Raw genomic sequence first — 20,102 nt, 5'->3', positions numbered from 1 at the left:
GGGGCATGCGCACGGGGGCATGTGCACAGGTGTGTGCGTTGTGCCCGAGCCTCGAGCTGACTAGATTTCGGGGACCCAAGAAGGGATCCCATCCATGCGCCTTGCTTCTTCGCTCGTCGTTCTCGGCCTCGCCCTCTCCGGGTGCGGCCTCGGCTCCTTCGACATTCCCGTCGAGGAGGGAACCACCATCCCCGGCAACTCGGTCAATCCCGCGCCATGGGTCAGCGAGGATCTCGAGCTCCCCGAGGAGCTCACCTCCTTCTCGCTCTCGGACCGGAAGGAGTTCAAGGAACAGGGCGTGAAGCCGAGCGACGTGAGCTCGATCAAACTCACGTCGCTGAAGCTCTGGACGGACCAGGACGACCTCGACTTCATCGACCGGATCGAGCTCTACGTCGTGGCGGACGGGCTGCCGAAGGTCCTGATCGCCCATGGGACGATCCCCAGGGGCAAGAGCCAGGTACGGCTCGAGACGACCCGGGTGGAGCTGAAGGAGTACGCGACGGCGCGCGTGATGGGCCTGTTGGCCAGCGCGGACGGATCGCAGCCGGACCGCGACACCAAGTTCGTCGTGAGGGCGAACTTCCGCGTCGAAGTGTTCTGATCGTCGAAGGCCTCGGCAGGGGTGGCGTCCGGTGATCGCGGCGCCTATCGGCGCTCGTGGCGCTCGCGCGTAGCGAGCGCCGCAGTGTGGACCCGCTCGCGGAGCAGCCCGGACTCGAGGAGCTCCGCGTCGCCGCCCAGCGAGAGCACCGTCGCCGCGACGAAGGCCTCGCCGTCCGCTGGAAGGGTCGCCTCCGCCGAGCCGTCCCCTCGGGTGACGACCTCCACGGCGCCGAGGCGCCGGAGCGATTCGGCCCGGGTCCACGGCCCCTCGGCGATCCGCACCCTCGCGAAGGGCGCGTTCGCACCGGGGGCGTGGAGCGAGGGCCTGCGGAAGCGCGCGTCGTCGTCGGAGGGCCGCGGCACGAAGGTGCGCTCGGTGAGCACCAGATCGGCGGCGCGGTCGAGGCGGAAGAGCCTCCGGTCGCGGCGCTCGCAGCAGAAGGCGTGGAGGTACCAGTAGCCCTGATGGAGCACGCGCTCCAGCGGCCGCAGGCTGCGCCTCCGTGCCTCGCCCCTGGCGGCGGTGAAGTAGGTGAGCTCGAGCTCGCGCCGCTCGGCGATGGCGCGATCCAGCAGGCGCGCGACCTCCAGCTCGAGGCCCCCGTGGTCCATGAGGACGCGGCCCGCGACGCTGTCGAACTGCTCGCGGGCGGACGTCGGGATCGCAGCGCGCAGCTTCTCCCTGGCGCGCGAGAGGGCCTCGCCGCCCTCCGCCGCCAGCGCGCTCGCCGCCGCGTCCAGGGCGGCCGCCTCGAGGGGCGTGAGCGAGGGAGGCCGCAGGAGGCCCTGGGGAAGCGCCACCTCGACCCTGCCGTTGCTCACGTCGATGTCGATGAGATCGGCGGGCGAGTAGGGAGGGCGGCCCACCATGCGGAGAAAGTCGAGCTCCGCGAGGAGCTGGTCGGGCGAGAGCCGCGCCGCCGCCGCGAGGTCGTCGACACGGCAGCCCGGATTCGCGACCGCGTAGGGGATCAGGAAGAGCGCACGGCGAAGCCGCTCCCGAAGATCGCCGGGGACGGTGATGGCCCGCGTGCCCGAGCCGGGAGCCATGCGGGAATCGGCCGCCAAGCGGTCGGCTTCGCCTGGCGACGTTCGCGCGTCGGCTGCCCAGGCGTCGACGCGTTCCGCGGCACGAACGGCAGCGGCGCTCTCGCCCTCCCCCTCGTGGACGGCGGCGAGGCGCCCGGCCACCTCCGCCACGCGCTCACGCAGCGACGGCGGAGAGACGAGCTCGGCATGCGGCGCGAGCCGGAGCACCTCTCGAACGAGCGCTTCACCGTAGGTGACTCGCAACTTCACTGACGCGCCCGCGTCATCCTCGAGGACGACCGCGTCGCGCCCGAAGCGGCTCCGGGCGAGGAGCGCGACCACGGGATCGAGCCGTATCTCCACCTCGACCGGCGGGTGGACGGCGAACTCCCAGGGCTCCCTGCCCACCACGGCGCGCGCGTCGAAGCCCTGGGGGACGTCGAAGTCGGGGCCGCGGCTGGTGCCCTTCCCGCGGGAGAGCGATGCGATCCGCTCGACCTGGAACGTGCGCAGGCCGCCCCGCAGGTGGCAGTGGCCCACGAGGAACCACGCCCCGCGCCGATAGGCGAGACCATAGGGCGAGACGGCGCGCTCGGTGACGGCCCCGTCGAAGGCGCGATAGGAGAGGCCCACGTCCTTGCGTGCGGCGACGGCCTGGCCGAGGGCCTCGAGGACGCCGGCCTGGAGCTCCGCGCCGGCGGCGGGGAGATGCACGAGCGGGACGCTCCGAGGGCCGGGGCCTTCGCCGCGGGCGGCGTCCTCGAAGAGCAGCTTGTTCAGCGCGTGGGCGAGGTCGGTGCGCAGCGGAAACTGCGGCTGCTCCAGCGCTGCGGCGCCCGCCACCGAGAGGAGCGCCCGCTCCTCCGGAGCCAGGTCGAGATCGCCCAGGAAGTACTGGGCGCGATCGAGGACGTAACCGCCGGTGTCACCGTCGCCAGTGGGGGGGATCCAGCGCAGCGGGAGCCCCATGTCCACCAGCTCGGCCTTGTCCCGCTCCCACTTTCGCAGGCAAGAGTCGGGCTTGCCCGTGCCGTAATCGCCCGGGAACGCCTCGCGGAGCTCCGCCCAGGAGATCGGGTGGTCCGCCCCAAGCAGCAGGCTGACCAGATCGAGGAGCCGCTCGGCCCTGTCGGTCTGGCGGTGGCTCATCGGAGAGGCGGAGATCGACGACTCAGATCTCCATGACCTCCTTCTCCTTGCGGGCCACGATCTGGTCGACCATGGCGATGCCGCCGTCGGTCTCCTTCTGGACCTGATCCAGGAGGCGCTTCTCGTCGTCCGTGGAGAGCACGCTGTCCTTGGTCTGGGCCTTGATCTGCTCGTTGGCGTCGCGGCGCAGGTTGCGGACGGCGACCTTGTGCTCCTCGCCCCGCTTCTTCACCTGCTTGGCGATCTCCTTCCGGCGCTCCTCGGTGAGGGGCGGAACCGGGAGGCGGATCACGGTGCCGTCGTTCTGCGGGGTGATCCCGACGCCGGCCTCGTTGATCCCCTTCTCGATCGCGGGGATCTGCGAGCGATCGAAGGGCTTGATCACGATCGTGCGCGCGTCGGGGACGGTGATCGTCGCCACGGCGTTCAGCGGCATGCGCGAGCCGTAGGAGTCGACCTGCACGCCCTCGAGGACGCTGGCGTTGGCGCGACCCGTGCGGATCTTGGAGAGCTCGCGGCGCAAATCCTCGAGCGTCTTCTCGACCCGACCCTTGAAGTCCTTGATGATCTCCTCGCCAGCCATCGAAGTCGCTCCCTTCAAGCGCAAACGGTGGGGATCTTGCCCACCATCGTACCGACATCCTCGCCACGGACCATCCGCACCACGTTGCCGGGAACGGTGAGGTCGAAGACGACGAGCGGCAGGTTGTTGTCCATGCAGAGCGAGACCGCCGTCGCGTCCATGACCTTGAGCTCGTTCTGGAGCACGTCCATGTAGCTCAGGGTCTTGTAACGGCGGGCGCTCGGGTCCTTCTTGGGGTCGGCGGTGTAGACGCCGTCCACCTTGGTCGCCTTCAGCATCACCTCGGCCTTGATCTCCATGGCCCGCAGGGCGGCGGCGGTGTCGGTGGTGAAGAACGGGTTGCCGGTGCCGGCGGCGAAGATCACCACCCGCCCCTTCTCGAGGTGGCGCGAGGCCCGACGGCGGATGTAGGGCTCGGCGATCTGGCGCATCTCTATGGCCGACTGCACCCGGGTGCTCACGCCGCGCTTCTCGAGCGCGTCCTGGAGCGCGAGGGAGTTGATGACCGTCGCGAGCATCCCCATGTAGTCGGCGCTCGAGCGATCCATGCCCTCTGCCGCGCCGGAGACGCCGCGGAAGATGTTCCCGCCTCCGATGACGAGGGCGGTCTCGACGCCCATCTCAACGACCTCGCCGACCTCTTCGGCGATCTGGTCGAGGGTCTGGGTGTCGATCCCGTACTTCCCGGGGCCCATCAAGGCTTCGCCGGAGAGTTTGAGCAGGATTCGATTGAATCGGGGATCTGCCATGGCGCACCCAGGGTCCGGCGCCGACCGTGCTCGGGTCGAGGCGGCGTTCGCGCGGGTTTGTAGCGCGCACCTCCCAAGGGGTCAAGGCGAGAGGCGAAGCGGCAGAGGACTTATGGGGGAGGGAAAATAGAGGAAGGAGCGGGTTTTTCGTCTTCTCGGCCCCCGGTTGCTTCGAGACGGCTTCCCGCTCCTTCCGCCGTTTCTCGAATGTCGCCTCGCGGCGACCGGGATCACTTGGACCGAAAAAAGTTTGCGGGTGCTCCCGCCCGAAAACGCGGACGGGAGCATTCGCTTCTTCACTCTGCGCGGGGATCAGGCCAGACCGGCGGTCTTGGCGATCTCCTCGGCGAAGTTCTCGGTCTTCTTCTCGAGGCCCTCGCCGAGAACGAAGCGGGCGAAGCGGCGGACGGTGATGTTCTCACCGATCTTCGCAACGGCCTCGTTCACGAGCTGCTGAACGGTCTTGTCCGGATCCTTCACGAAGGGCTGCTCGAGCAGGCAGATGTCCTGGTAGAACTTCTCCCGCTTGCCCTCGAGAATCTTGTCCCAGATCTTCTCCGGCTTGCCCTGCTCCTTGAGCTGGCCGCGGTAGACGTCGAGCTCTCGCTCGAGGATGGCGGGATCCACCTCTTCGCGGCGGACGTACAGGGGCGCCGCGGCCGCGATGTGCATCGCGATGTCGCGGACCAGCTCCTGGAAGCCCTCATTGCGAGCGACGAAGTCGGTCTCGCAGTTCACCTCGACGAGGACGCCGATCTTGCCGGCGCCGTGGATGTAGCTGGTGACTGCACCCTCGGTAGCAGCGCGGCCGGCCTTCTTCGCCGCGGCGGAGAGGCCCTTCTGGCGGAGCCAGTCGATCGCCTTCTCCATGTCACCCTCGGTGGCGGAGAGGGCCTTCTTGCAGTCCATCATCCCCGCGCCGGTCTTCTCGCGGAGCTCCTTAACTGCTGCTGCGGTCACTTCGGCCATGGTTCACCTCTTTTGAAACGAAGGCGCGCTCGACGCGAGTCGGCGCGCCGTGCGCGTCCCTCCTCCGTCTGCGCTCACTTCGCAGGAGGAGGGGCTCAGAACGATGCGGCGCGGGTCCAAGGCCCGCGCCGCGTGGAGTGGCAGCTCACGCCCGCGCGAAAGCTGCGCGGGCGAAAGGCGACGCGGGGGGCTTACTCCGCGTCCGGCGCGGCCTCGGCGGCGGGCTCGGCGCGGCGCACCACCTCGACGGCGGGACCACGGCGCTCCTCGGCGCCACCGGCCTCGGCGCGGGGGCCGCGCGGCGGCGGACCACGGCGCTCGCCGGGGCGGCCGCCACCGGGACCACGGCGGTCACCGCGGTCGCCACGGGGACCACGGCGCTCGCCACGGCCCTCTTCCTCACGCTCACGGCTCGGCTCCTCGGCGCGCTCGTGGCGGGTGGCGGCGTAGCGCGCCATGCCCTCGAGGGCGGCGTCGGCGACCTTGCCGGCGAAGAGGCGGATCGAGCGGATGGCGTCGTCGTTGCCCGGGATCACGTGGGTGATGCCCTCGGGGTCGCAGTTCGTGTCGACGACGGCGACCACGGGGATCCCGAGGCGGTTCGCCTCGTGGATCGCGAGGTGCTCCTTCTTCGGGTCGATCACGAAGAGGACGCTGGGGAGGCGGGTGAGCTCCTTGATGCCGCCCAGGTTGCGCTGGAGCTTGTCCTGCTCGCGCATGAGGATGGCGACCTCCTTCTTGGGGAGGCGCTCGAAGGTGCCGTCCTCGGCCATCTTCTCGAGGGTCTTGAGGCGGTCGATGCCCTGCTTGACCGTCTTGAAGTTGGTGAGCGTGCCGCCCAGCCACCGGTTGGTGACGTGGAACTGATTGCAGCGGGTCGCCTCCTCCATGATCACGTCCTGGGCCTGCTTCTTGGTGCCCACGAAGAGGACGGTGCCGCCCTTGGCGACCGAGTCGGCCACGAAGCGGAACGCGTTGCGCGCCAGCTTCACGGTCTTCTGCAGGTCGATGATGTAGATGCCGTTGCGGGCGCCGAAGATGTACGGCTTCATCTTCGGGTTCCAGCGACGGGTCTGGTGGCCGAAGTGCACGCCGGCCTCGAGCAGCTGCTTCATGCTGATCGCGGTCGCGGCGGCGGCGGCGGCAGCCATCGGGCTCTCGGGAGGGGCGAAGGCTTCGGGCTGCGTCTCGGTCGTAGGCTCCATTTGCTTCTTCCTTTCGGTTGTTCCGCCACGCCCGCCAAGGCCGCAGGATCCCTCTCCTCGAGGGCACCATCCGACGACGCTCGGGCGTGTGAGTGATGTGCTCCAAGCCGCCGGGTCCTCGAGACGAGGGCCTGACGACGAAGAGGCGCGCTGCCATAGCACGCCTCTCCTGAACGATCAAGATATCAACAGTTGCGGGCCCGGCCCGATCGGAGGGGCCGGCGCTCGCCAGGGAGGCCGGCCAGCCGGCGTCCTCCCTGGCGTTCGGCCACCTGTCAGGTCCCGGTGGAGGTGTCCGCGTCCGTCCCGTGGCACTTCTTGTACTTCTTGCCGGACCCACAGGGGCAGGGATCGTTCCGGCCCACCTTCGGGGCCTCCCGGACCGTCGGCTGCTGCCGAGGCGCCTCCTGGCGCCCGCCCCGCCCTTCGGCCGGATCGGCGTTCGCCGTCGCGGCGAGATCCGCGTGGCTCTCGATCATCCGCTGGCGCTTGCGCTGCTCCGCGATCTTGCGCTCGAGGTCGGCGGCCGCACGGGCGGCGGCGACCTGGGCCGCCTGTACCTCCTGCTGCTCGCGGGTGATCACCTGGAGCCGGAGGACCTCGCGGGCCACCTGCTCCTGGACCCGGTAGGCCATCTGCTGGAAGTAGTTGAACCCTTCCTTCTTGTACTCGGCCTTGGGATCCTTCTGGCCGTAGCCCCGCAGGCCGATGCCCTGGCGCAGGTGATCCATCTGCAGCAGGTGGTCCTTCCAGTTCGCGTCGATCGACTGGAGGGAGATCCACTGTTCGAACTTCCGGAGCACGGGCACGCCGTCGGTGTCCAGGCCGAGGTTCTCCTCCTTGGCCTGCCAGTGCTTCTCGAACGCGGTGAAGAGCTGGTCCTCGACCTGCTCCTGGCTGCCGCCGGCCACCTGGAAGTCGAAGCCGAACTGGTCGCGGACCGCGGCGCTGAGCCCCTCGGCGTCCCACTCCCCCTTGGCCGGGGCGTAGGTGTCCACGAGGTTCGAGACCACCGCGTCGATGAAGTCGAGGATCCGATCCTTCTGATCGTCCCAGGTGAGCGTCCGCTCCAGGCGGGTCTTCTTCTTGGTCTTCGGATCCTCGTCGAACTCGACCAGCGGCTGGCCGGCCCCGGACGCGAGCACCTCACGGCGCATCCGGTACACCGTCTTGCGCTGCTGGTTCATCACGTCGTCGTACTCGAGGACGTTCTTACGGGAGTCGAAGTGGTGGGCCTCCACCCGCTTCTGGGCGCTGGCGATCGAGCGCGTGAGCCACTTGTGCTCGATGGGCTCGCCTTCCTGCATGCCCAGCGTCTCCATGATCCGAGCGATGCGGTCGCTGGCGAAGATCCGCATGAGATCGTCTTCCAGCGAGAGGTAGAAGCGGCTCAAGCCGGCGTCGCCCTGGCGGCCCGCGCGGCCCCGGAGCTGGTTGTCGATGCGCCGGCTCTCGTGGCGCTCGGTGCCGAGGATGGCGAGGCCGCCCGCCTCCATCACCTCGCTCCGCTCCTTGGAGAGGAGCGCCTCGTACTTCTCGAGGAGCTCCTTCTTGCGCGCATCGTAGGCCGCCTGCTCCTGCTGCCAGGTCTCGAGGAGCACGCCCTCCGCCCCGATGGGCTGGATGGGCGGATCGCCGAGCTCGTGCTGGACCAGCGCCTCGGCGTTGCCGCCCAGGATGATGTCTGTGCCTCGGCCGGCCATGTTGGTGGCGATGGTGACGGCGCCCTTGCGGCCCGCCTGGGCCACGATGTTCGCCTCGCGCTCGTGCTGCTTGGCGTTGAGGACGTCGTGGCGGATCCCGCGCTTCTTCAGGATCGAGGACAGCGCCTCGCTCTTGGCGATGGAGACCGTGCCGACCAGGATCGGCTGGCCCTTGGCGTTGAGCTCCGCGATCTCGTCGGCGACCGCGTTGAACTTCTCGCGCTCGGTCTTGTAGACGATGTCGTCCCGATCCTTGCGGACCATCGGGCGGTTGGTGGGGATCACCACCACGTCGAGGTTGTAGGTCGAGGCGAACTCGGGCGCTTCCGTGTCGGCCGTACCGGTCATGCCGGACAGCTTGGTGTACATGCGGAAGTAGTTCTGGAAGGAGATCGTGGCGAGGGTCTGGTTCTCCGCCTCGATCTTCACCCCTTCCTTGGCCTCGATGGCCTGGTGGAGGCCGTCGGACCAGCGCCGGCCCGGCATGATGCGGCCGGTGAACTCGTCGACGATCAGCACCTCGCCGTTCTGGACCACGTACTCCTTGTCGCGGCGGTAGAGGGCATGGGCGCGGAGGGCCTGCTCCACGTGGTGCAGGGTCTCGATCTCGGACGGATCGTAGAGGTTGGGGATCGCGAGCTTGTGCTCGACCTTCTCGACGCCCTCGTCGGTGAGCATCGCCGAGCGGGCCTTCTCGTCGACGACGAAGTCGGTGTCGGCGACGAGGAACGGGATGATCTTGTCGACCTTGTAGTAGAGGTCGGTGGCCTCGTCCGAGGGGCCCGAGATGATGAGCGGGGTACGGGCCTCGTCGATGAGGATCGAGTCGACCTCGTCGACGATGGCGAAGTTCAGCTCCCTCTGCACGTACTGCGAGAGGCGGAACTTCATGTTGTCGCGCAGGTAGTCGAAGCCGAACTCGTTGTTCTGCCCGTAGGTGATGTCGGAGCGGTAGGCGTCCTGGCGCTGGGCGTCGGTGAGGCCATGGAGCACGCAGCCCACGGAGAGGCCGAGGAAGCGGTGGACCCGGCCCATCCACTCCGAGTCGCGGCGAGCGAGGTAGTCGTTCACCGTGACCACGTGGACGCCGCGGCCCTCGAGGGCATTGAGGTAGGAGGGGAGCGTCGCGGTGAGGGTCTTGCCTTCACCGGTGCGCATCTCGGCGATCCGGCCGGAGTGCAGGACCATGCCGCCGATGAGCTGCACGTCGAAGTGACGCTGGCCGAGGACCCGGCGCCCGGCCTCCCGGCAGGCGGCGAAGGCCTCGGGCAGGAGATCGTCGAGCTTGCGGCCGTTCGCGACCTGCTGCTTCCACTCGACGGACTGCCTGGCGAAGTCCTCGTCCTTGAGGGCCTTCATCCGGGTCTCGAGCTCGTTGATGCGGGCGACGACGGGATCCAGCTTCTTCAGCTCCCGCTGGTTCTTCGTCCCGACGAGCTTCCTGACGACAAAATCGAACATCGAGGCCACCTGACACTACGAGAACGGGTTCCGGAGCCCAGAGGCTCCGTTTGAATCGCGCACTATATGCGCCGGAGGGGTCGAAGGAAGCTCCAAACGTCGGCTTCCTACCGGATCTCCCGGCTCCGGCAACTGGGTGCCGGGACTGAAACGCGCCAACGCCTCGCGGATTTCCCGGCTCGCCGAGACCGACGCGGATTTCCCGGCTCGCCTGGCCCGATGACGGGCGCTGGCGCCACGAGGGGAGGAGCGGCTCCTCCATCGCGGGCGCTACTCCAGGATGAACTTCCGGGGGTTCTCCGGAATGCCGTTCACCCTCACCTCGTAGTGGAGGTGCGGGCCGGTGGAGCGGCCGGTGTTCCCCATCGCCGCGATCTGCTGGCCGCGCCGCACCTTCTGCCCGACGATGGCCTCGATCTTCGAGAGGTGGCCGAAGCGGGTCTTCACGCCGAAGCCGTGGTCGAGGACCACGACCTTTCCGTAGCCGCTCTCGGCGCCGGCGTAGACCACCACGCCGTCCGCCGGCGCGATCACGGCGGAGCCCGCTCGGTTGGCGATGTCCAACCCCTTGTGGACCACCCGATGGGCCGTATAGGGGTCGAGCCGACTCCCGAAGTCGCTCGTCACCCAGCCGCGCGCAGGCCAGATGGATGGCGTGGAGGCGAGCAGGCTTTTCTGATCCTCGAAGTAACGCTGCAGCTCGGCGAGGCTCCGCTCGCTCTTCGCCGCCTCGTCCACCAGGGCCTCGAGCTTCTCGCCGAGATCGTCGTGGGCGTCCTCGATCGCTTCGGCGTCGTGGGCGTCAGGCGCATCGAGCGGACCGATCGCCAGGTTCCGCTCCTGGTCGCTGAGCGAGGTCAGGGCGCGGAGCTTCTGGTCGAAGCGGCCGACCCGATCCAGGGTCTCGTCGATGTGGGCCACCTTCTCCTGCACCAGCCGGAGCTGCGAGCGGAGCTGCGCGTTCTCGTCCCGCAGGAGGCGGTTGTCCTCCGCGTGATCGATCAGGCCTGCGTAGTGAATCCCGATCCCCGACAGGGCCAACGTCGCGGCACCCGCTGCCGCGCAGGTTGCGAGGATGGCCCGATGGCCGACGCGAAAACGCTTCGTCGTCGAAGCGCGGTCGGGCACCACGAGGATCGTGTAGGAACGCTGCGGCAAACTCTTCTCCCTTGCGGCGCCCATGGAGACGGCATTCCGAGCTCCAATGGGCAATCTGGATACGCGGGACGCCTCCGATCGACGGCCAAAGACTTGGCCGGTTCGACCCACTCGCCGGACCCTATTTGAGGGCTCCGCGCGCGATCAACTGAAAAGAATCCAAGGAACGCCTCGCTTCCCCCGCCTGGGTCGCACCAGACGGAGGGCGATCGCCTAATCCTCGCCGGACTGGAATCGCCGATTGGCAGCGCTCCTGCCGAGCTGGCTACGCGCCGACCCGCACCACGATCACCGTGATGTTGTCGTCGCCGCCCCGCTCGTTCGCGAGGTCGACGAGGGCGGACGGCAGCATGTCGACCGGCAGCGTCTGCGCGGCCTCGGCGATCTCGTCGTCGTCCACGAGGTTCGTGAGTCCGTCGGAGCAGAGCAGGAAGAGGGAGTCCGCATCGGCGTCCACCGAGCGGACGTCGACCTCGACGTGCTCCTCCACGCCGACCGAGCGGGTGATGATGTTCCGGAGCCGCGAGTGGCGGGCCTCGTCCGGCAGGAGGAGCCCCGCGCGGACCTGCTCCGCGACGAGGGAGTGGTCGTCGGTGAGCTGCCGGAGCTCTCCGTCCCGCCACAGGTACGCCCGGCTGTCTCCGACGTGGCCGATCACCGCCTTGCCGTCGCGTACGAGCAGGGCGGTTGCGGTCGTGCCCATGCCGGCCTGTGCCGGGTTCCGCTTGGACTGGTGGTAGACCCGCGCGCCAGCGACCTCGACGGCGTCGCGCAGGATCCCGGCGAGGTCCGCTGCAGCCTCGCCGTCGTCGCCCTCTACCTCGAGCTGGGTGCGGACCTCGTTCTCGATGGTCTCCGCCGCGAGGCGCGACGCAACCTCGCCAGCGGCGTGTCCGCCCATCCCGTCGGCGACGACGAAGAGCCCGAGGGCCTCGTTCTCGAGGAACGAGTCCTCGTTGTGATCCCGCACGCGCCCGACGTCGGTGCGACCGCAATGTTCGAGGTTCATCCGATCCACCGATCCCAGTCGAGCTTTGCGCGCTCCGGAGCCGCGGGATGCTAGCGACGCGCCCTACCCGCCCGCAACGGTCGTCTTCCCCAGGGACCGCGGCGACGAACGACATCGTTCGATCCTGACTCTCGCCCATCACGAGCTCGTTCCGCCACCGGATCAGGCCGCTTTGCGTCGGCCCCGCCGGGCTCCGGCGATCCCTTCGACGCCGGTCGGGGACGGGCGCTCCGCGGGAAGCGCTTGCCCGAGCAGCTCCGCCGCCGCCGCAAGCGAGGCGGGACCCTCGCTCCCCGAGAGCATCCGCGCGAGATGCCGCTGCCGTGATTCCCTCGCCTCGAGCCGTTCGACCCGGGAGTGGGTTCGACCTTCGCGAACCTCCTTGGTCACCTGGAGGTGCACGTCTGCGAAGGCGGCCACCTGAGGAAGGTGGGTCACGCAGAGCACCTGCCGCTCGTGGGCCACGTCGCGGAGCATCTGCCCGACGATGACGCCGGTCGCGCCGCCGATCCCGGCGTCGACCTCGTCGAAGACGTAGCTCTCCACGGGATCCACCCGGGCCAGCGCCCGCTTGAGCGCGAGGAGCACCCGTGAGAGCTCGCCTCCGCTGGCCGCACGTCCCAGCGCCCTCGGCTCCTCGCCGGGGTTCGCTGAGAAGAGGAACTCCGCCTCTTCCGCTCCTCTCCTGCTGAGACGCATGCCAAGGCGCAGCCCGTTCGCGCCCTCGCGCCGATCGCCGCCGGATGGAGCGCTCTTCTCCTGAGCGAGCTCCGCTTCGGGCGGGAGCCCCCTCGTCTCGAGGCTTCCTTCACCGCAGGGAGGCGAGAAGCGGACCTCGAGGACGGCGTTCTCGAGACCCAGGCGCTGGAGCTCCGGCTTCACGGCCCGGGCGAGGGCCTCCGCTGCAGACGCACGTGAAGCGGAGAGGCGCCCCGCGAGCGCTTCCGCCGCCCGGCTGCGGATCCGCACCTCCTCGGCGAGCTCCGAGACCCTGGCCTCGCTTCCTTCGATGGCCGCGAGCTCCTCCCGCATCGACGCGCCCCGGGCGAGGGCCGCGCCGAGGGTTCCACCGTGCTTTCGCGCCAGGTGACGTAGCGCCTCGAGCCTCTCGTCGACAAAGGCGAGCCTCTCGGTCGCGTCGCCGCCGGCGGCGGAGGCGAGCCGCTCCAGGGTACGGCCGGCCTCGGCGAGCTCCGTCCGGGCCGCTTCGACGGCGCCGGCCACCGGCGCGATGCGGGGATCGAGCCGCGCGGCGTCCTCCAGCCGCCGCAGCGCGACGCCGAGGCGGTCGACCACGGCGCCGTCGCCCGAGACCAGGAGCCCCTCGACCTCCTCCGCCGCCACGCGGATTCGCTCGGCCCCAGCGAGGATCCGCCGCTCGAGCGAGAGGCTCTCGTCCTCTCCCTGCTCGGGCGCGAGCTCGTCGAGCTCGCGGAGCTGGAAGGCGAGGTAATCCCGGCGCCGCTCCCGCTCGGCCTCCTCCGTCCGGAGCCGCTCCTCCTCACGAGACGCCGCAGCGAGACGCCCGAACTCCTCGTCGAACGAGCGCCGGAGCCCGCCGAGGGAGCCGAAGTCGTCGAGGAGATCGAGGTGGCGCTCCCGACGGAGCAGCGAGACCTGCTCGTGCTGGCCGGAGACGTCGACCAATCCCCTGGTGAGCGTCGCGAGGAGGGAGACCGTCGCCAGCGCGCCGTTTACGTGGACCCGGCTGCGCCCCGACCGCGAGATCGTGCGCCGCACCAGGAGCTCGTCGCCGTCGGCGGGGAGTCCGAGCTCTGCCGCCCGCCCGGCGAGGCCGGGGCCGACGAAGAGGCCCTCCACCACGGCCTCGTCGCGGCCGGCCCGTACCGCCGCCGGATCGGCCCTCCCGCCGAGGAGGAGCGCGAGGGCGTCGATGAGGATGGACTTGCCCGCGCCGGTCTCTCCGGTGAGGACGTTCAGGCCCTTGTCGAACCGGACCTCGAGAGAATCGATGATCGCCAGTGACTCAATCCGCAGCGCTGCAAGCATGGCGCGCCTCCGCTACCCCTGACCACCCGTTCCCACTGAACGGATGATCTCCTTCTAGCAGAGGGGTCCGACAACGCCATCGGACGACCGTCCGATGCCTGTGGAAAGGATGCGGGGCCGAACGCGGGGAAGCCCCTACCGCTCGCCCCAGCGGAGCTTGGCCCGCAGGATCGAGAAGTAGTCGAGGCGCGGGTTGCGGACGAGGAAGACGCGGTCGGCGGAGCGGCGGATCTCGACCCGATCGCCGCGCTCGAGCGCCATGCCCGACTGGCCGTCCAGCGTGAGGTAGACCTCGCCGTTGTCGCTCTTGAGCTCGACGTGGATCGGGCGATCCGGAGGGACCACGATCGGGCGCTGGGTGAGGGTGTGCGGGCAGATCGGCGAGATCACCACGGCGTCCAGGGAGGGATAGACGATCGGGCCGTCCGCAGAGAGCGAGTACGCCGTGGAGCCGGTGGGCGTGGCGACGATGATCCCGTCGGCCTTGTAGAGCGTGACCAGGGATCCGTCGAGGGTCGCCTCGAGGTCGGCGATCCGCGCGAGGGCGCCCTTGCTGATCACCACGTCGTTCAGCACCTGCCCCTGGACCAGGGGCGGTCCTCCGCCGCGGTGGAGGTGGACGTCGAGCTTCATCCGCTCGTCGACCGTGTAGTCGCCCTCGAGGACGGACTCGAGCATCGGGTAGAGCTCGGGGAGCGGCACCTCGGTCATGAAGCCCAGCGAGCCCATGTTGACCCCGAGGATCGGCGTGGGCTTTCCCTCGAGGAGCGTCGCCGCGTGGATCAACGTCCCGTCGCCGCCGAGGACGACGAGGAGCTCGCTCTTCTCCTTGAGCTCGGACGCCGGGACCGCCGGCGCGCCGAAGTCCTCGTCGGAGACCGCCTCGACGAAGACCTCGAGGCCCCTCTCGACGAGCCAGGCTGCGAGCTCCCGGGCGGTCTTCAGCGCTGCCGGATGGCTCATGCGGGGCACGATTCCCACGCGACGGAGCGGCGTCCTCGACATGGGCGCGGATGCTAGCACGGGTTAGGATGCGCCCATGTCCACGAAAGGCGAGCAGCCGGATCTCTTCGGCGCTCCATCGAAGCCGGCCGGATCCAAGGCCAAGAAGACGAAGGGGAAGCGCACGGGGCGGGAGCAGACGGGCCCTGCCCCCGCCCCCCTAGCGGAGAGGATGAGGCCGCGGACGCTGGACGAGCTGCTTGGGCAGCAGCACCTCGTCGGGCCGGGTCACCTGCTGCGCCGGGCGATCGAGCGGGACGAGGTCCCGTCGATGATCCTCTGGGGCCCGCCGGGCTCCGGAAAGACCACCCTCGCCCAGGTGATCGCGAACCTCACCCGAAGCGAGTTCGTGCCCTTCAGCGCGGTGCTGGGCGGCGTGGCGGACGTCCGGGCGATCGTGGCCGAGGCGGAGGAGCGGCGTGACCAAGGAGGGGGCCGCACGATCCTCTTCGTGGACGAGATCCACCGCTTCAACAAGGCGCAGCAGGACGCGTTCCTCCCCCACGTCGAGAGGGGCACCATCACCCTGATCGGCGCGACCACCGAGAACCCCTCGTTCGCGCTGAACTCGGCGCTCCTCTCCCGGGCGCGGGTCTACGTGCTGAAGCCGCTCACCGAGGACGTTCTCCTCACCCTGCTGGAGCGCGCGCTCCAGGACGAGGAGCGCGGCCTGGGATCACTGGGCCTCGAGGCGGATCCGCTGGCCCTCGACCACCTGTCGAAGATCGCCTCGGGCGACGCGCGGCGGGCGCTCTCGGCGTTGGAGATCGCCGCTGCCTCCGCCGCCGCGAGGACGGATCGACGGATCTCGCTCGCGGACGCCGAGGAGGCGATCGCGCGGCGGGCGCTCCTCTACGACAAGGCCGGCGAGCAGCACTACGACCTGGTCTCGGCCTTCATCAAGTCGATGCGCGGGAGCGATCCGGACGCGGCGCTCTACTACGCCGCGCGGATGCTGGAGGCCGGGGAGGATCCGCGCTTCGTGCTGCGCCGGATGGTGATATTCGCCGCCGAGGACATCGGCCTCGCGGATCCGCGGGCGCTCTCCGTGGCGATGGACTGCTTCCGCGCGTTCGAATTCGTGGGCTGGCCGGAGGGCTACCTGCCGATCTCGATGGGGATCTGCTACCTGGCGGCGGCGCCCAAGTCGAACAGCGCGCTCCAGGCGTACCAGGCGGCGAAGGCGGACGTGATGGGGCGCGGGCCGCTCGAGATCCCGATGGCGCTTCGCAACGCGCCCACCGGACTGATGAAGGATCTCGGCTACGGCAAGGGCTACCGCTACCCCCACGACGAGCCCGGGCATCACGTGGCGCAGGACTACCTGCCCGCAGAGCTCGCGGGCCGCCTCTACTACGATCCCTCGGATCAGGGCTGGGAACGCCAGATCGGGGATCGCATGGGGCAGCTCCGGGAGAAGGTGGCGAAGGCCCGCGGGAGGGGCGGCTCGGGGCGCTGATCGGGCGCGCGCGGCCCCGCTCCTCGAGCCGTTTGGTCCGCCCCCGCCCCAGCGAAAGCGGGGCCGCCGGAATTGCGGACCGGACGATCCGACTGGACCTTGCCCGCATGCTCGTCCAGCGACCGTTCGATCCGCTCCCAGTCCGCCGGGCCCTCTCGGGACCGGGCCTGATCCTCTTTCTCCTGCTCGCCGCCGGATGCTCGGGAGGGCCGGACCTCGTGGGCAAGACGAACCCCGAGACGTTTACGCCCCCCGATCACGGCACCCCTCCGCGGCCCCCGAGAGCGTGGCCCCCGGTCTCCAAGCCTGGGAGCCCGATCGCTCAGGAGAACCAGCAGCCGGGAGAGCCCGGCTGGGACGTCATCTACGACGCCTGGGATCACCAGATCGAGGGCTACGCCGAGCGGGTCTCCGCCCGCGCCGGAGAGAAGGTGCGGATCATGCTCAGCTCCACCGCGGCGCGGAAGGCGAGCTGGAAGCTCTACCGGCTCGGCTGGTACGGCGGCGCCGGGGCGCGGGTCGTTTCATCCGGAGGTCCGGTGGACGTCACGGTTCAACCTCCCTGCCCCCCCGATCCGGTCTCCGGCCTCGTCCGCTGCAAGTGGACGCCGACCTTCGAGCTGACCATCCCCGCCGACGCAGTCTCCGGACTCTACGCGCTCAAGGCCGTCCGCGACGACGGCTACACGCGGTTCGTGCCGCTGGTGGTCGTGGACGATCGCCCCGCCGACCTCCTCCTCCAGGCGAACGTCACCACCTACCAGGCGTACAACGCCTGGGGCGGCACCTCCCTCTACGTGGACCGCACCGGCAAGCTCCCGCTGCGCAAGGCAACGCAGGTGAGCTTCGACCGCCCCTACGACGGCGATTACGGCGGCGGCCAGATGTTCCGGTACGAAGCGCAGATGGTGAAGCTCCTGGAGCACTGGGACTACGACGTCACCTACACGACGAACGTGGACGTGGCCTGGGGCGGCTGGCCCGTCCTCTACGGCCGCGGCGCCCTCCTCGACGCGGGGCACGACGAGTACTGGTCGGTGGAGGAACGGGACGCGGTGGAGAAGGCCCGCGACGCCGGCGTGCACCTCCTCTTCTTCGGCGCCAACACCGCCTACTGGAAGATCCGATTCGAGAACTGGGCCTCGGAGCGAAATCCGCGCACCTTCTCCTGCTACAAGGGCGGGACCAAGACCGATCCCGTCCAGGGCGCGCAGCTCACGGGGCGGTACCGGGACCCGCCGATCGACCGGCCCGAGAACGCGCTCCTGGGCGTGATGTACGAGTCCTGGTCGATCCGCTCTTCACCCTGGGTGGTCGCGGACGACTCGAGCTTCCTCTACACGGGCACCGGCCTCCGCAGGGGGGACACGATCCGCAACATCGTCGGCTACGAGTACGACCGTCTGATCGACAACGGCGCCACGCCGGCGACGTTCCGGGTCGCGGGCCGCTCGCCGGTCCTCGACGCCGAGGGGAAGCCGGGCTGGTCGGAGGGAGGCTCCTACACGGCGTCGAGCGGCGCCTTCGTCTTCGCCTCCGGGTCGATCGAGTGGGTCCTCGGCCTCACCGGCGGGCCGCGCCCGGATCCCCGCGTGGATCGGATGACCGCGAACGTGATCCAGGCCGCCCTCTCGATCGCTCCGCCCCGTGGCCTCGGCGACGGCGCGCTCCCCGCCGACCCGTCACCCAGCGGGCCGTTCGCATCCAGCGTCACCACGATTGCTACGGGCCTCGCGGGCCCCGCCGGAGTGACGGCCCTCCCGGACGGGAGGCTCGCGGTGGTCGACACTCGAAAGCATCGGGTCGTCGAGGTGGGGCCCGCGCCGACGAGGACGGTGACCCCGATCGCCGGCGACGGGAACCTCTCGAACAACCCTGCGTACGACAACGTGCCGGGGCTGCGGGCGCGCTTCTTCTCCCCCACCGGGATCCTCGCGGTGCCCGGCGGGATCTTCGTCGCCGACACCTACAACCACTGCATCCGGAAGATCCTCGACGGGCCCGATCGCAAGGTGATCCCGATCGCCGGCGTCATGGGCGTCTCGGGGTACCGGGACGGCGACGCGGGGCAGGCCCTCTTCGACATGCCGATGGGCATGGCGGAGGATCCCCTCACAGGCGACATCCTCGTGGCCGACATGAACAACCACCGGATCCGCGTGCTCGAGAAGGGCACGTGGAGGGTGCGAACCCTCGCGGGGAACGGGGTCCTCGGCGACGCCGACGGACCGGCGGCCCAGGCGGCCATCGGCTATCCGAGCGCGGTGGCGGTCGCCGGCGACGGGACGGTCTACGTGGTGGCGACGGGGAGCGCGAAGCTCCTCCGCGTCGGCACGGATCCCGCTCACACGGTGACCACCCTCGCCGGCGGAATCCCCGGCTACCAGGACGGTAGCGGCGATCTCGCGCGGATCGCGCCACAGGGAGGGCTCACGTGGGACGGGAGCGGGCTGCTGCTCACGGAGCCCACCAACTTCCGGATCCGGCGGATCGTGCCGGGGAGGGACGCTCGTTCGACGGTGGTGACGACGCTGGCCGGAACGGGGCGCTTCGGAAACGCCGACGGGCCTGGCGATCGGGCGGAGATCCCGCTGCCGATGGGGATCGCGGTGGGGCCGGACGGTACGATCTACGTCGCCGACGGCAACGGCGCGATCCGCGCGATCCGCCGCTGAGGCGACAAGGAAAAAGGCGAGCGCCTCTTCGAGAGACGCTCGCCCTTCCGCTTTCGCGAGTCAGTCCGAAAGTTAGCGCAGGTTGACCGTGAGCGAGGTCGTGCCGACCAGCATGCCGATCGAGGCCCGCTCCCAGTACTTGCCCCCTGCCGGACGGACGAGGACCGAATCCAGCGCGCCGTAGGTCACGCTGTAGATCGGGTCGTTGTCATCCACCGTCGCGAGCGCCTCCTGGGGGTTCCACCGCAGGATGAGGAGGTTGCCCTTGATCTGGACGGCCGTGCCGCGGCTGGCATTCTTGAGCTCGTTCCACTTGCCGTTCCCGTTCTCGTCCCACGAGTCGATCGAGAGCGTGTCGTCGACGTACTTCGCGTACTCCGCCGCGGTGTGGAGCGGGTCGAACTCGATCGGCTGGTTGAAGGCCAGGACGATCTCGCCGTTCGGCGCCGGGATCCCGGTGGTGATGGAGTTGTAGACGAGCTCGAGACCGGCGGCGTCGAGCGGGTCGAGCACCACGGTCACGTAGTCGTCGATGCCCGCCAGGAAGCCGGCGATGCCCGGAGCGTATCCGGCGGCGCCGTACACCATCACGTCGTAGTGGACGCCGAAGCCGAGCTCGCCGGCCTCGATCGTGGCGACACCGTCGGTCACGGTCTTGGTCACCGTGCGCAGCTGCAGGTCGTCGGCGTTGTTCCAGATCTGCCCGTTGACCGCCGGGAGGTAGTCGAGCATCGCCGGGACGTTGGTCGGCGTGAAGCGGACCGTTCCGGACGGCCGCTTCTCGGTGTCCCAGGTCGTGACGAAGACCTGGGTGGCCGGGGCGACGAGGTCATCCGGATAGAGGAAGGCGTTGTAGTAGAAGCCCTTCTCCGGGGCGTGCTCGTGGACCAGGAAGGACTCGTGGTTCCAGTCGAGCGTGATGCCCGCGTTGTGCGAGAGGAAGGAGCGGTAGCCGTCCGCCTTCACGCGAACCGTGTAGTCCTGGAAGTACGGGAGCGGACCCACGAAGTAGCGACCCTCGGCGTCGACCTGCGCGCTGAGCTTCTTGTCGCGGAACTGCAAGTCGAGGGAGTAGCCGGTGAGCCGCTGGCCGGTCAGGCCGTCGTAGATGTGACCGGAGAAGTAGTAGACCTGGTCGGCCGTCTGCTGCTCCTGGACGAGGATCGTCTCCTTGTCCTTGCCGCAAGCGGTCGCGAAGAGACAGGCGCCGAGCAGCGCCACCAGGCCGGTTCGAAGCTGAAGCATGTAGTTGCACACCCCTGAAGAGCCGAAAATTCGGCGGGCGCACCCATACTCCAAGCAACAAACCAGTCAACAGTAAAAAATCTAACAATT

The 20,102-nt window shown here is 69.4% G+C and carries 14 protein-coding genes; 3 read left to right on the top strand and 11 right to left on the bottom strand.

All coding sequences use genetic code 11. From position 1 onward, the window contains the following. The first annotated feature begins 94 nt into the window (after positions 1–94). On the top strand, positions 95–604 hold the full coding sequence (locus tag AKJ08_RS03280; protein ID WP_050724749.1) for a hypothetical protein: 510 nt from the start codon (positions 95–97) through the stop codon (positions 602–604). A 44-nt stretch (positions 605–648) separates the two neighbouring features. Here AKJ08_RS03280 and AKJ08_RS03275 read toward each other — a convergent pair whose 3' ends face one another. From AKJ08_RS03275 to AKJ08_RS03230, 10 genes are all read right to left on the bottom strand, one after another. Beyond that, positions 649–2,784: a helix-turn-helix transcriptional regulator gene (locus AKJ08_RS03275; RefSeq protein ID WP_050724748.1), complete on the bottom strand. Its 2,136-nt coding sequence runs from the start codon at positions 2,782–2,784 to the stop codon at positions 649–651. A gap of 22 nt (positions 2,785–2,806) precedes the next feature. Continuing rightward, on the bottom strand, positions 2,807–3,367 hold the full coding sequence (frr, locus tag AKJ08_RS03270) for a ribosome recycling factor (RefSeq protein WP_050727417.1): 561 nt from the start codon (positions 3,365–3,367) through the stop codon (positions 2,807–2,809). A 14-nt stretch (positions 3,368–3,381) separates the two neighbouring features. Then, on the bottom strand, positions 3,382–4,116 hold the full coding sequence (gene pyrH / locus AKJ08_RS03265; protein ID WP_050724747.1) for a UMP kinase: 735 nt from the start codon (positions 4,114–4,116) through the stop codon (positions 3,382–3,384). 312 nt (positions 4,117–4,428) lie between these two features. Further along, positions 4,429–5,085, bottom strand: coding sequence for a translation elongation factor Ts (tsf, locus tag AKJ08_RS03260; protein WP_050724746.1), 657 nt, complete (start codon positions 5,083–5,085; stop codon positions 4,429–4,431). 191 nt (positions 5,086–5,276) lie between these two features. Beyond that, entirely contained in the window at positions 5,277–6,236 is a 960-nt protein-coding gene (gene rpsB / locus AKJ08_RS03255) for a 30S ribosomal protein S2 (protein WP_050727416.1), read from the bottom strand. A 329-nt stretch (positions 6,237–6,565) separates the two neighbouring features. Then, positions 6,566–9,454 (bottom strand): preprotein translocase subunit SecA, encoded by a 2,889-nt coding sequence (gene secA / locus AKJ08_RS03250; RefSeq protein ID WP_050724745.1) that lies wholly within the window; start codon positions 9,452–9,454, stop codon positions 6,566–6,568. A 270-nt stretch (positions 9,455–9,724) separates the two neighbouring features. Further along, positions 9,725–10,612, bottom strand: a complete 888-nt coding sequence (locus AKJ08_RS03245; RefSeq protein WP_050724744.1) for a M23 family metallopeptidase — start codon at positions 10,610–10,612, stop codon at positions 9,725–9,727. A gap of 265 nt (positions 10,613–10,877) precedes the next feature. After that, on the bottom strand, positions 10,878–11,621 hold the full coding sequence (locus tag AKJ08_RS03240; RefSeq protein WP_082342625.1) for a Stp1/IreP family PP2C-type Ser/Thr phosphatase: 744 nt from the start codon (positions 11,619–11,621) through the stop codon (positions 10,878–10,880). A gap of 162 nt (positions 11,622–11,783) precedes the next feature. After that, complete coding sequence (gene recN, locus AKJ08_RS03235; protein ID WP_050724742.1) at positions 11,784–13,631, bottom strand: DNA repair protein RecN; 1,848 nt, start codon at positions 13,629–13,631, stop codon at positions 11,784–11,786. A 135-nt stretch (positions 13,632–13,766) separates the two neighbouring features. Then, positions 13,767–14,636 (bottom strand): NAD(+)/NADH kinase, encoded by an 870-nt coding sequence (locus AKJ08_RS03230; protein ID WP_082342623.1) that lies wholly within the window; start codon positions 14,634–14,636, stop codon positions 13,767–13,769. Between the two features lie 34 nt (positions 14,637–14,670). Here AKJ08_RS03230 and AKJ08_RS03225 point away from each other — a divergent pair, with 34 nt between their 5' ends. Together AKJ08_RS03225 and AKJ08_RS03220 are read left to right on the top strand one after the other, a co-directional pair. Continuing rightward, positions 14,671–16,092, top strand: coding sequence for a replication-associated recombination protein A (locus AKJ08_RS03225; RefSeq protein WP_082342622.1), 1,422 nt, complete (start codon positions 14,671–14,673; stop codon positions 16,090–16,092). Positions 16,093–16,199: 107 nt separating this feature from the next. Then, entirely contained in the window at positions 16,200–18,767 is a 2,568-nt protein-coding gene (locus AKJ08_RS03220; RefSeq protein ID WP_050724740.1) for a N,N-dimethylformamidase beta subunit family domain-containing protein, read from the top strand. A gap of 72 nt (positions 18,768–18,839) precedes the next feature. Here AKJ08_RS03220 and AKJ08_RS03215 read toward each other — a convergent pair whose 3' ends face one another. After that, positions 18,840–20,012: a hypothetical protein gene (locus AKJ08_RS03215; protein WP_157370443.1), complete on the bottom strand. Its 1,173-nt coding sequence runs from the start codon at positions 20,010–20,012 to the stop codon at positions 18,840–18,842. Positions 20,013–20,102: the final 90 nt, after the last annotated feature.

Source organism: Vulgatibacter incomptus, from assembly GCF_001263175.1.
GTDB lineage: Bacteria > Myxococcota > Myxococcia > Myxococcales > Vulgatibacteraceae > Vulgatibacter > Vulgatibacter incomptus.
Note: the sequence above shows the minus strand (reverse complement) of the source record. Positions and strands in the feature narration are given on the sequence as shown.

Coding starts and splice junctions, on each gene's coding strand:
- AKJ08_RS03215 (WP_157370443.1), bottom strand. CDS start 20,012: ATGCTTCAGCTTCGAACCGGCCTGGTGGCGCTGCTCGGCGCCTGTCTC.
- pyrH (WP_050724747.1), bottom strand. CDS start 4,116: ATGGCAGATCCCCGATTCAATCGAATCCTGCTCAAACTCTCCGGCGAA.
- AKJ08_RS03280 (WP_050724749.1), top strand. CDS start 95: ATGCGCCTTGCTTCTTCGCTCGTCGTTCTCGGCCTCGCCCTCTCCGGG.
- recN (WP_050724742.1), bottom strand. CDS start 13,631: ATGCTTGCAGCGCTGCGGATTGAGTCACTGGCGATCATCGATTCTCTC.
- rpsB (WP_050727416.1), bottom strand. CDS start 6,236: ATGGCTGCCGCCGCCGCCGCCGCGACCGCGATCAGCATGAAGCAGCTG.
- frr (WP_050727417.1), bottom strand. CDS start 3,367: ATGGCTGGCGAGGAGATCATCAAGGACTTCAAGGGTCGGGTCGAGAAG.
- secA (WP_050724745.1), bottom strand. CDS start 9,454: ATGTTCGATTTTGTCGTCAGGAAGCTCGTCGGGACGAAGAACCAGCGG.
- tsf (WP_050724746.1), bottom strand. CDS start 5,085: ATGGCCGAAGTGACCGCAGCAGCAGTTAAGGAGCTCCGCGAGAAGACC.
- AKJ08_RS03275 (WP_050724748.1), bottom strand. CDS start 2,784: ATGAGCCACCGCCAGACCGACAGGGCCGAGCGGCTCCTCGATCTGGTC.
- AKJ08_RS03230 (WP_082342623.1), bottom strand. CDS start 14,636: ATGTCGAGGACGCCGCTCCGTCGCGTGGGAATCGTGCCCCGCATGAGC.
- AKJ08_RS03240 (WP_082342625.1), bottom strand. CDS start 11,621: ATGAACCTCGAACATTGCGGTCGCACCGACGTCGGGCGCGTGCGGGAT.
- AKJ08_RS03220 (WP_050724740.1), top strand. CDS start 16,200: ATGCTCGTCCAGCGACCGTTCGATCCGCTCCCAGTCCGCCGGGCCCTC.
- AKJ08_RS03225 (WP_082342622.1), top strand. CDS start 14,671: ATGTCCACGAAAGGCGAGCAGCCGGATCTCTTCGGCGCTCCATCGAAG.